We start from the raw sequence: 11131 nt of genomic DNA on the forward strand, positions 1-11131 counted from the left end.
ATGTACTTTTACCAATTTGACAAAAAAAGGATTCAAAAAAATAAGAACCTTTTTTAAAGAAATGCATATTTATAAAAATCCTCAAATTCTCAAAATAAAAAAAGAGGTTACCATATTCGGAAACCTCTTTTGATTTAAAAAAAATCTCATTTATTATCTGAAATCATTCAAAGCTTTTTCAATAATAGCTAAGCATTCATGAATTTGGGCTTCGGTAATTACCAATGGTGGTGCAAAACGGATTTTATTGCCATGAGTTGGTTTTGCTAATAATCCATAATCTCTAAAACGAAGGCAAATATCCCAAGCCAAATCTGAATTTTCTCCGCAATTAATCACAATGGCATTCAATAATCCTTTTCCACGAACTAATTCGATTAATGGATTACGAGCTGCAATTTCGTTTAGACCTTTTCTTAAAATCAATCCAAGTTTTTGTGCGTTTTCGGATAAATTTTCTTCACGAACCACTTCAAGAGCAGCAATTGCAACCGCAGCCGCTACAGGATTTCCTCCAAAAGTAGATCCATGCTGTCCTGGCTTAATAACATTCATAATCTCATTATTTGCCAAAACTGCCGAAACTGGATAAACGCCACCTGAAATAGCTTTACCTAAAATCAAAATATCTGGTTGTACATTTTCGTGATGAACCGCCAATAACTTACCAGTTCTGGCAACTCCAGTCTGAACCTCATCTGCAATAAACAATACATTATGAGCTTCGCAAAGTGCTTTAGCTTTTGCCAAATAACCTTCGCTTGGAACATAAACTCCTGCTTCGCCTTGAATTGGTTCAACCAAAAATCCTGCTATATTATTAGATGATTTCAAAGCTTTTTCTAAAGCATCAACATCATCATAAGGTATTTTTATAAATCCTTCGGTGAATGGACCGAAGCTTTTTCGAGCACTTTCATCATTTGAAAAAGAAATAATGGTTGTGGTTCTTCCATGAAAATTACCCTCGCAAACAATAACCTGAGCTTGATTTTCAGGAATCCCTTTTACTTCATACGACCATTTTCTACACAGTTTCAAAGCTGTTTCTACTGCTTCGGCTCCTGTGTTCATTGGTAATACTTTATCAAAACCAAAATAGTTGGTCACATATTCTTCATAATTCCCTAATTGGTCATTATAAAAGGCACGCGAAGTCAGTGTCAACTTTTGAGCTTGTTCAACCATTGCGCCTACAATTTTTGGATGACAATGACCTTGATTCACGGCTGAGTAAGCAGACAAAAAATCAAAATATTTTTTCTCGTCAACATCCCACACAAACACACCTTCTCCTTTTTCCAAAACAACTGGTAGTGGATGGTAGTTATGAGCTCCGTATTTGTTCTCTTTTTCAATTAATACTTCCGATTTTGAAGAAAGGGTATCTGCTGTATGTGCCATGTTTATAATTTTATATAAAATATCCTTACAAAAGTATTAAATATTTTTTATTAAACCAATAAAATACTAAATTTGACTTTTATCACGCAATTTTTAGAAAATAACATTTTTTTTATAACAAAAATAAGTCATCTTGTTATTTTAATCTTTCCACAGATACTCAATCAAAAAAACAAATAAAAAACAATTACTTTTAACCCCGGGAAAAGTGATTTTAACTTAAAAAATGCAAAATATGGACATATTAGATGAATTTGACATCAATATCATAAAAGAATTAGAAAAAGATGGGAGGATGGCATTTTCTGCAATTGCAAATAATCTCAAAATTTCAAATACAATGGTGCATCAACGCATCAACAGATTAATTGAACAAGGAATTATCTCCGGAATCAAACCTGTTTTGAATGAAAAAAAGATTGGTTATGATTGGGCAACTTTTACCGGAATCACCTTGAAAAAAGATCAGGATTCAGAAAAAGTTATCGAAGCATTAAAACTAATCCCAGAAATCACTGAATGCTACTACATCACTGGATCTTTCACACTTTATATAAAAATGATCGCCAAAGATCACGAACACATGAGACGATTACTCTATGAAAAAATCGACTCTATTCCCGGAATTTCCAAAACCGAATCATTAATAGAATTGGGCTGCGCTTTTAAAAGGAATGTTAATTTGTAAAAGGTAGGCTACTAAGTTTTTAAATTTGCATTGATTTCACAGATTAAATCCTTTAATTGTTTAATCTGTGACGAAAATACCGTTACAAAATAAATTCGTTTCGACCTTCAAGTTTTTAATTTTCAATCAGTAATTCCTGATTTAATTATCTAGTTTTAAAATTATTAAATCAATTATTTATTCTGATATTTGTAAAAATTTGTAAAAAAATAACGCTATGAAAAATTTAAAACTAATAATCCTAACAATGCTTTTAACTGCATTTCAATCATTTAGCCAATTAAAACCAGTACAGTACAAAGATGGAAATCAGGTTCTCAATGGTTTTAAAATTGCTCCTTTAAAAAACAGTACTCAAAAACCAGGAATTCTAATTTTACCCGCCTGGAAAGGAATTGACAAATTATCCAAAGACACTGCTGAAAGACTTTCTAAATTGGGATATTATGTTTTTATAGCCGATATTTATGGCGAAGGAAATTATCCAACAAATGATGGTGAAGCCGGAAAAATTGCCGGATCTTACAAAAAGGATTTTGCAGCCTACCAAAAACGAATTTCATTAGCCTTACAACAATTAATTGCTGCAGGTGCAAATGCAGATAATATAGTAGCCATTGGTTATTGCTTCGGAGGAACTGGCGTACTTGAAGCCGCTCGCGGACATTTGAATGTAAAAGGAGTCGTTTCCTTTCATGGTGGATTAGGCAAAGATGGATCAAGACCTACAGAACCCATTACTACCAAAGTATTGGTTTGCCATGGAGCCGATGATCCTTTTGAATCCAAAGAGGAAATTGCTGCTTTCCAAAAAGAAATGAAAGATTCCAAAGCCGATTGGCAAATGATTTATTATGCTAATGCTGTTCACTCGTTTACAAATCCTGAATCAGGTAATGATAATTCAAAAGGAGCCGCTTATAACGAACTAGCCGCCAAAAGATCTTTCGAACATTTAAAACTATTCTTAAACGAAGTATTGAAAAAGTAGTACTTGCCGATTAGTCTTAAATTTCAAATTTTAAACATAAAAAACCCTGAATTCTAAATGAAAAAAGTCTTAACCTTAGTTGTATTTATTACAGCTATAAACTGTTTTGCACAAAAAAAAGCTGTCAATAACGATGATCCAACAAAGTTCATGAATACCATAACAGCCAAAGATTTAAAAACCAAACTTACTATAGTTGCTTCCGATGAAATGGAAGGTCGTGACACTGGATCAAAAGGGCAAAAAAAAGCTGGTAATTACCTTATCGAACAATACAAAAAAAGTAAAATAGCCTTTCCAAAAGGAGCGACTAATTATTACCAACCCATTCCAGCTTCGTACTTAAATGCGAGACGCAATGAAAATCTACCCGATTCAGAAAATATCTGGGCTTATATTGAAGGTTCTGAAAAACCAGAAGAAGTAGTAGTTATTTCGGCTCATTATGATCACGTAGGAGTAAAAAATGGAGAAGTTTATAACGGTGCCGATGACGATGGCTCTGGCACCGTCGCTATTTTACAAATTGCCGAAGCTTTCCAAAAAGCAAAAAAAGAAGGTCACGGGCCAAAACGATCCCTATTGTTTCTTCACGTAACTGGCGAAGAGCATGGTTTACACGGGTCTCGCTTTTACTCTGAACACCCACTGTTTCCTATTGCAAATACTGTAGCTGATATCAACATTGACATGATTGGTCGCCGCGATTTTGATCATCCTAATACCAACAATTATGTATATGTAATTGGTGCTGATCGATTATCCACCGATTTACACAATATTACCGTTGCACAAAATGATAAATACACCAAGCTTGATTTGGATTTCAAGTTCAATGATCCAAAAGATCCAAATCATTTTTATGAGCGTTCAGATCATTATAATTTTGCTAAATTCGGTATTCCAGCCGTATTCCTATTCAACGGTGTACACGCCGATTATCACCAAAAATCGGATGAAGTTAGCAAAATAGAATTCGACGCTTTAGCAAAAAGAACGCAATTAGCATTTGTAATCGCTTGGGATTTGGCCAACAGACCAGAAAGAATTGTAGTTGACAAACCAATTCAGAAATAATAAAAAATTGAAATTGTTTAGTTAAAATAAATTTCATTCAAACTCAAACCGCCTTAATTATATTTTGGCGGTTTTTTTTATGTGTTTGCTAAAATTCATTTGGGCGAGACCACATCCTGATAAAAGGGCTAATCAACTTTACGCATATACGCCCTTTTACCAGGATGCGGTCGGGCTATCCGCTCCGCCGCGGCGGATTGCTCCTATCCCTCTCGCATACAACATAAGCCCAACAAAAAAGCTTCTAAATTGGTTTAGAAGCTTTTTTTATATATCAAATACAAATCCTTTTACAAATCCTCTTTTATATCAGCATCGGGAGCATTTTTCTTAACAGATTCAATTCCATTATCACGGGAGGCAGCCGATTCGTACATTTCACTACTACCAATAATTTGACCATTGGAAGCCTTAAGATTGAAATATAATTTACCGTTTTTCGCTTCTAACTTTTCAAATCGGTTGTCATCCTGAGAGTTTTTTCTAACCGATTCGATTCCGTTTTCACAAGCTCCTTTAGTCGAATAACTTTCACTTGATAAAATAACTTGTCCATTTCCAGCTTTCAACACAAATTGAAACTCATCATTTTTTCTTTTGTTAATTAAAAATGTTCCCATAGAATTTTAAATATTATTAGTTTATAAATATTAGAAAATCAAATCTCTAATCAATTTCTAAAATACAAAATTCAAATTAAAATCAACAAATATCAACCTTTATTAACGTTTAAAACTTGCCCGCTGGGAGGAGTGCCAATAGGGCGAAGTGGAAAGAAAATTTATTGTACAAAAAAAGCCCCGAATTACTTCGAGGCTTTTGCCATTTTGGGTGGATGACCGGGTTCGAACCGGCGACCCTCGGCACCACAAACCGATGCTCTAACCAGCTGAGCTACAACCACCATTTCTGCTTAGCGGTTGCAAAGATAGAACAAATGTTCACTTCTGCAAACAAAAAATTAAAAAAAATTCAACTTTTTCACTTCAAATCCCCTAAACTATTGACAGCCAAATATCTTTCAACTGTAAAACCTTCGGCATGTTCTACGCCGGTTAACCTTCCTAAGTCCCTGGAGCGATAATTGAGACTTTCCAAAAAGTTTTTACTTGAAATTGGCGATTCTGGCTCTTTTGAATTAGGATCATAAAATTGAGAACCATAAGCCAAAATAGCTTTGATTTTAGTATCAGTAAATCCTGTTATATCAACAACAAAGTCAGGTTCTATATTTTTCCATTGAATATAATGATAAACCACCTTTGGTCTCCATGCTTTCTGAACTACGCCTTCATGTTCAGTTTCAATCCGCATCAAACCTGAAAGAAAACATGCATCAGATACTAATTTGCTTCCTTTTGCATGATCAATGTGTCTATCGTCTATTGCATTACACAACACAATTTCTGGCTGGTATTTCCGAATCATTTTTATAATTTCTAATTGATGCTTTTCATCATTTACAAAAAAACCATCACGCATATTTAAGTTCTCACGAATCGAAACGCCTAATATTTTTGCAGCATCATTAGCTTCCTTGTCCCGAATTTCAGCAGAACCACGAGTTCCTAGTTCACCTCTAGTCAAATCAATAATACCAACTGTTTTGCCCAAAGAAATCTCTTTTAAAATAGTTCCTGAACATCCTAATTCTACATCGTCTGGATGTGCTCCAAATGCAAGTATATCTAATTTCATTTTTTTTGCTTTTTGCTATTAGCTGTTAGCTTTTTTACTTTCCTATATTATTCTGCAGTTTGATAATTGTTTTTCTGCAATCTTTAATTCTTTATCTTTAAAACCCTTTTCATCGTCATCGATTTATTAACGCTTTCCTCCCACTCTTTTTCGGGAATACTTTCTTTGGTAATCCCGCATCCCATGTACAAAATGGCTTTATCATTTTTAATCTGCATACTTCTTAAATTTACAAATAAATCAGAACTAACCTCGATTGACGAAAAACTGCTATTTAATTCCCCCAAAAAACCGGTATAAAAAGTGCGGTCGTAATTCTCATTTTCTACAATAAAAGCTCTGGCTTTCTTTTTAGGCAAACCACAAACAGCAGGCGTTGGATGTAGTGTTTTTATAACTTCTATTAATGTTGAGTTTTCATTTAAAACTCCCGAAATATCTGTTTTAATATGCCAAATTGTTCCAGCTTTCAAACTATATGGTTCTGAAACCTTCACAGACAATGCCACTTCACGAAGCCTTTTTACAATAAAATCGGTTACATATTGCTGTTCGTCTTTTTCTTTTTGTTGCCACAAAATTTCGGCTTCCGAATTGGCTTTCTGTGTTCCGGCTAAAGCAGTGGTTTCAAATGCATTTCCATAGGCTTTCAATAACTGTTCGGGTGTTGCGCCCATCCAAAAACCAATTTTTGGATGATAAAAACAATAACAAAAAGTAGTTGGATACAATTGAGTTAATTGCCGAAAAGTAATTACAAAATCAAATTCTGCCAAATCAACACTTTCACTTCTGGATAAAACCACTTTTTTGAATTCTTCATTTTCAATTGCCTGAATTCCTTTGGCTACTAAACTTTCATATTGTTTTTTGGCTTCAACATTCAAGCTAAAATCATTTATTTCATTGAAATCAGCTTCAACATTAATCTGCTTAGAAGTTATTATTTCCGACTCATTTTCTGGAATGAGAATTAATTGCTTTTCATCAAAAGAAGCAAAAACAAACCCTTTTTCAGTAAAATCCGAAACGGTATGCAAAACATCATCTTGCTGCAAAAGCGCAATTATTGCTTTAGAATTGGGTTTGGAATAAAGTACAAAAGGCAGATTTTGTTCTTTATGTTGTTTTATTTTAGAAAAAAATTCACTCATTATCACTTATTTTCTTTGGTCAAAACCATATTAGTCAATTTGCAAAGCGAAATTAAATTCCCAGCTTCGTCCGTAATTTTTATTTCCCAAAGATGAATGCTTTTGCCTTTATGGATAACTCGTGCAGTTCCAAAAACTATGCCTTCTCGAATACTTTTTAAATGATTAGCCGAAATCTCAATACCACGCACTTCTTGATTTTTAGCATCAATAAAAAAATGAGAAGCAGCACTTCCAACACTTTCCGCCAAAGCCACCGAAGCCCCTCCATGCAACAGTCCCATAGGTTGATGTACAGCTGAATTTACAGGCATTTTAGCAACAAGAAAATCCTCACCTGCATCTATGAACTCGATTTTTAAAGTTTCCATCAAAGTGTTTTTTGAAAACTCATTGCAGTATTGAAGTATTTTTACTTTATCCATTATCATATTTTAATTTTAAAGATTGTAAAAATACGCTAAATTGATAATTCTAAAAAGAATAATATCATTACAAATTGCCAAATAGACTAAATTAAAGTTGCCGCGGATTACAAAGTTTCTCCCTTGATTAAATTCTTAAAATCATCAATCCCCTTTTTTTAATCTTAAATACAATTTATCGCTATTTTTACAAAAAAAATAAAACCAAATGCCTCGCATAATATTACTTTTAGTTGGAATTCTACTTTCTTTTTGCTCATGCCGAAGTGATTTTGACACCACAGCCAGTACAGGTCAATTGACTTTTTCAAAAGATACGGTTTATTTAGACACCGTTTTTACCAATTTAAGTTCAAACACCTATTCGTTAAAAGTATATAATCATTCGAAAAACGACATCAATATTCCAGTTATAAAATTCAACAAAGGACTTAATTCAAAGTACAGAATGTCTATTGACGGAGTTCAGGGAAATCAAGGAAAAATGTTCGAAAATGTAACATTGTTAGCCAAAGATAGTTTGTATATTTTTATAGAAACAACAGTTGAAAGCGACGCCACTACGCCCGCAGAATTTTTATACACTGACCAAATTGAATTTGACAGTGGCGCCAATCTTCAAAAAGTGGAATTAGTTACTTTAGTACAAGATGCCATTTTGTTATATCCAAATAAAAATAGCGACGGAACAACCGAAACACTTCCTATTGGCGACGAAAAAGTTGAAGGTTTTTATTTAGATAAAAACGATCCTATTCACGGCAACGAACTTCATTTTACAAACAAAAAAGCTTATGTAATTTACGGATATGCCGCCGTTCCCGAGGGCGAAACCGTAACTTTTGATCCTGGAGCACGAGTGTATTTTCATGCCAATTCCGGACTTATTGTTTCCAAAAATTCCTCACTTCAAATAAATGGGACAACTTCTGCAACAGATAAACTTGAAAACGAAGTTGTTTTTAACAGCGACCGACAACAGCCTGATTTTGCTTTTATTCCAGGACAATGGGGAACGGTTTGGCTTCAGGAAGGAAGTACAAATAATAAAATTCAAAATCTTACCTTAAAAAATGCAACGGTTGGATTATTAATTGATGGCAATAATGGAACAACCACATCTATAAAAAACACTCAGATTTACAATTGTACTCATTATGGAATTCAAGGAAAAAATGCTTTAATCAACGGAGAAAATATAGTAATCAATTACACTGGACAAGCAAGTTTAGCTTGTACTTATGGAGGAAATTATAAATTCACACACTGTACTTTCAACAACAATTGGTCAAGTCCAGAACAATTAAGTCTTTACATTAGCAATTATATTACAGGAGCCACACCAGAATCACAGGATTTGACAGCAGCTACTTTCAACAATTGCATTATTTACGGTTCCTATTCTAATGAAATGCGTTTGGACAAAAAAACAACCTCAGGTTTTGAATATCAATTCAATAACTGTTTGATAAAATCTAACAAAACAAACGATCCGCTTTATCAATTTGAAACAGACCCTGTACATTACAACGCAATTATCCTTAATAAGGATCCAAAATTCTTTAATCCAAATATCAATAATTTCAATATTGAGGATAGTTCTCCCGCTTTCGCAAAAGGAAATCCTGCTTATTTAATTCCGTTGGATATTCTGGGAATCACAAGAACTTTACCGCCGGATTTAGGAGCTTACCAGAGTAAACCTTTTCCGAAAAGCAAATAAAATTAACCGCAAATACGCAAATTATTCTTCACACAATATTGTCATTCCGAAGGAATCTCAGCAATGTGACTAACCAACATGAGATTCCTTCGGAATGACAAAACTGGATGATTTCGTTCTAAAAGACTATAATCTTCGACCCAAGCAAAAGCGAATTACCGAAGCAATTTTCCTTGTTCATTTGATACTTTCATTTTTTCAAAAGAGTTCGATTTCAAATTTGCGCTTACTATTTATTTAACCTAAATTTGCACCGTTAAATAAACCTAACCACACAACAATGATCCATTTCTTTGAAAACCAAAGCAAAACTGTTTTTGCCGTACAAACGCAAAACGAAATTTCAGCTCAAGACATTTCAAAACTCAACTGGCTTTTTGCCGATGCAAATAAAATAGAGAAATCCGTGTTGACGGATTTTTTTGTTGGACCTCGTGCCGCAATGATCACTCCTTGGAGTACCAATGCGGTTGAAATTACCCAAAACATGGGGATTTCAGGAATCATCCGCATCGAAGAATTTCAAAAAGTAACGGAAGATTTCACTGATTTTGATCCAATGCTTTCGCAAAAATATACCGAGTTGAATCAAGATTTATACACGATTCATATTCAGCCGGAAGCTATTTTAGAAATTGATGACATTGCTGCTTACAATAAATCTGAAGGTTTATCTTTAAGTGAAGAAGAAGAACAATATTTAGATAATTTGGCTAAAAAGCTCGGAAGAAAATTAACCGATTCTGAGATTTTTGCCTTCTCTCAAGCCAATTCAGAACACTGTCGTCACAAAATTTTCAATGGAACTTTTGTAATTGATGGTGTAGAAAAAGAGACATCACTTTTCAAATTAATCAAAAAAACATCTCAAGAAAACCCGAACGACATTGTTTCGGCATACAAAGATAATGTCGCTTTTGTAAAAGGTCCTAGAGTTCAACAATTTGCACCAAAATCAGCCGACAAACCTGATTTTTATGAAGTAAAAGAATTTGATTCCGTTATTTCATTAAAAGCAGAAACTCATAATTTCCCAACAACTGTAGAGCCTTTCAATGGTGCTGCTACAGGTTCAGGAGGAGAAATTCGTGACCGTTTGGCTGGTGGACAAGGTTCATTACCAATGGCGGGAACTGCGGTTTATATGACTTCCTATTCTCGTTTAGCAAGTGATAGAAATTGGGAAAATGGTGTTGCAGAAAGAAAATGGTTGTACCAAACTCCTATGGACATCTTGATCAAAGCTTCAAACGGAGCATCAGATTTTGGAAATAAATTTGGACAACCGCTTATTACAGGTTCGATTTTAACTTTTGAACACGAGGAGAACAACCGCAAATTAGGTTACGACAAAGTAATCATGCAGGCGGGCGGAATTGGTTACGGAAAATGAGACCAAGCTAAAAAACATAAACCACAAGAAGGAGATAAAATCGTTATTCTGGGTGGTGAAAATTATAGAATTGGAATGGGCGGAGCTGCGGTTTCTTCAGCAGATACAGGAGCTTTCGGTTCAGGAATTGAGTTGAATGCTATACAACGTTCCAACCCTGAGATGCAAAAACGTGCAGCCAATGCCATTCGTGGATTGGTAGAAAGTGATAACAACCCAATCGTTTCGATTCACGATCACGGTGCCGGCGGACACTTGAACTGTCTTTCGGAATTGGTCGAAGAAACCGGAGGTTTAATTGATTTGGACAAATTACCAGTTGGAGATCCAACGCTTTCTGCTAAAGAAATCATCGGTAACGAATCTCAGGAAAGAATGGGATTGGTTATTGGCAAAGAAAATGTGGATATTTTACATAGAATTGCTGATAGAGAACGTTCTCCAATGTATGAAGTAGGAGATGTTACAAACGACCACCGTTTTACTTTTGAATCAAAAACTACTGGTTTAAAACCGATGGATTATGCTTTGGAAGATTTTTTTGGAAGTTCTCCAAAAACAATCATGACCGACAAAAC

General features: G+C 34.5%; 9 protein-coding genes, 1 tRNA gene and 1 pseudogene. 5 read left to right on the forward strand and 6 right to left on the reverse strand.

Features of this window, described 5'->3' with window-relative positions:
• Positions 1-153 precede the first annotated feature (153 nt).
• Positions 154-1404, reverse strand: coding sequence for an ornithine--oxo-acid transaminase (gene rocD / locus VLC96_RS09905; RefSeq protein WP_325262554.1), 1251 nt, complete (start codon positions 1402-1404; stop codon positions 154-156).
• A 235-nt stretch (positions 1405-1639) separates the two neighbouring features.
• Between rocD and VLC96_RS09910 the strand changes: the two genes are divergently transcribed.
• The 3 genes from VLC96_RS09910 to VLC96_RS09920 all read left to right on the forward strand — a co-directional run bounded on the left by VLC96_RS09910 (position 1640) and on the right by VLC96_RS09920 (position 4160).
• Positions 1640-2092, forward strand: coding sequence for an Lrp/AsnC family transcriptional regulator (locus VLC96_RS09910; RefSeq protein WP_325262556.1), 453 nt, complete (start codon positions 1640-1642; stop codon positions 2090-2092).
• Between the two features lie 217 nt (positions 2093-2309).
• Positions 2310-3083, forward strand: a complete 774-nt coding sequence (locus VLC96_RS09915; protein ID WP_325262558.1) for a dienelactone hydrolase family protein — start codon at positions 2310-2312, stop codon at positions 3081-3083.
• Positions 3084-3140: 57 nt separating this feature from the next.
• A complete protein-coding gene (locus VLC96_RS09920) occupies positions 3141-4160 on the forward strand; it encodes a M28 family peptidase (RefSeq protein WP_325262560.1) in 1020 nt (339 codons plus the stop codon).
• A gap of 290 nt (positions 4161-4450) precedes the next feature.
• On the opposite strand, the gene VLC96_RS09925 is transcribed toward VLC96_RS09920, so the two are convergent.
• The 5 genes from VLC96_RS09925 to VLC96_RS09945 form a co-directional block, all read right to left on the reverse strand.
• Positions 4451-4780: a YegP family protein gene (locus tag VLC96_RS09925; RefSeq protein ID WP_325262562.1), complete on the reverse strand. Its 330-nt coding sequence runs from the start codon at positions 4778-4780 to the stop codon at positions 4451-4453.
• Positions 4781-4990: 210 nt separating this feature from the next.
• Positions 4991-5064: transfer RNA gene (locus tag VLC96_RS09930), tRNA-His, on the reverse strand.
• A 77-nt stretch (positions 5065-5141) separates the two neighbouring features.
• Positions 5142-5858 carry a bacillithiol biosynthesis deacetylase BshB1 gene (gene bshB1 / locus VLC96_RS09935; RefSeq protein WP_325262564.1) on the reverse strand — a complete coding sequence of 239 codons (717 nt, stop codon included), beginning with the start codon at positions 5856-5858 and terminating at the stop codon, positions 5142-5144.
• An 83-nt stretch (positions 5859-5941) separates the two neighbouring features.
• Positions 5942-7012, reverse strand: a complete 1071-nt coding sequence (locus VLC96_RS09940; RefSeq protein WP_325262566.1) for a chorismate-binding protein — start codon at positions 7010-7012, stop codon at positions 5942-5944.
• 2 nt (positions 7013-7014) lie between these two features.
• A complete protein-coding gene (locus VLC96_RS09945; RefSeq protein WP_325262568.1) occupies positions 7015-7443 on the reverse strand; it encodes a PaaI family thioesterase in 429 nt (142 codons plus the stop codon).
• A 202-nt stretch (positions 7444-7645) separates the two neighbouring features.
• Here VLC96_RS09945 and VLC96_RS09950 point away from each other — a divergent pair, with 202 nt between their 5' ends.
• Positions 7646-9160 (forward strand): hypothetical protein, encoded by a 1515-nt coding sequence (locus VLC96_RS09950; protein WP_325262570.1) that lies wholly within the window; start codon positions 7646-7648, stop codon positions 9158-9160.
• A gap of 280 nt (positions 9161-9440) precedes the next feature.
• A pseudogene (locus tag VLC96_RS09955) lies at positions 9441-11131 on the forward strand (AIR synthase-related protein); the annotation flags it as partial.

Origin of the sequence: Flavobacterium sp. (assembly GCF_035456085.1) — a bacterium.
Taxonomy (GTDB): domain Bacteria; phylum Bacteroidota; class Bacteroidia; order Flavobacteriales; family Flavobacteriaceae; genus Flavobacterium.

Excerpts from the sequence above, each read along its gene's own strand:
- VLC96_RS09910 (WP_325262556.1), top strand. The coding sequence starts at position 1,640 with ATGGACATATTAGATGAATTTGACATCAATATCATAAAAGAATTAGAA.
- bshB1 (WP_325262564.1), bottom strand. The coding sequence starts at position 5,858 with ATGAAATTAGATATACTTGCATTTGGAGCACATCCAGACGATGTAGAA.
- rocD (WP_325262554.1), bottom strand. The coding sequence starts at position 1,404 with ATGGCACATACAGCAGATACCCTTTCTTCAAAATCGGAAGTATTAATT.
- VLC96_RS09940 (WP_325262566.1), bottom strand. The coding sequence starts at position 7,012 with ATGAGTGAATTTTTTTCTAAAATAAAACAACATAAAGAACAAAATCTG.
- VLC96_RS09915 (WP_325262558.1), top strand. The coding sequence starts at position 2,310 with ATGAAAAATTTAAAACTAATAATCCTAACAATGCTTTTAACTGCATTT.
- VLC96_RS09950 (WP_325262570.1), top strand. The coding sequence starts at position 7,646 with ATGCCTCGCATAATATTACTTTTAGTTGGAATTCTACTTTCTTTTTGC.
- VLC96_RS09945 (WP_325262568.1), bottom strand. The coding sequence starts at position 7,443 with ATGATAATGGATAAAGTAAAAATACTTCAATACTGCAATGAGTTTTCA.
- VLC96_RS09925 (WP_325262562.1), bottom strand. The coding sequence starts at position 4,780 with ATGGGAACATTTTTAATTAACAAAAGAAAAAATGATGAGTTTCAATTT.
- VLC96_RS09920 (WP_325262560.1), top strand. The coding sequence starts at position 3,141 with ATGAAAAAAGTCTTAACCTTAGTTGTATTTATTACAGCTATAAACTGT.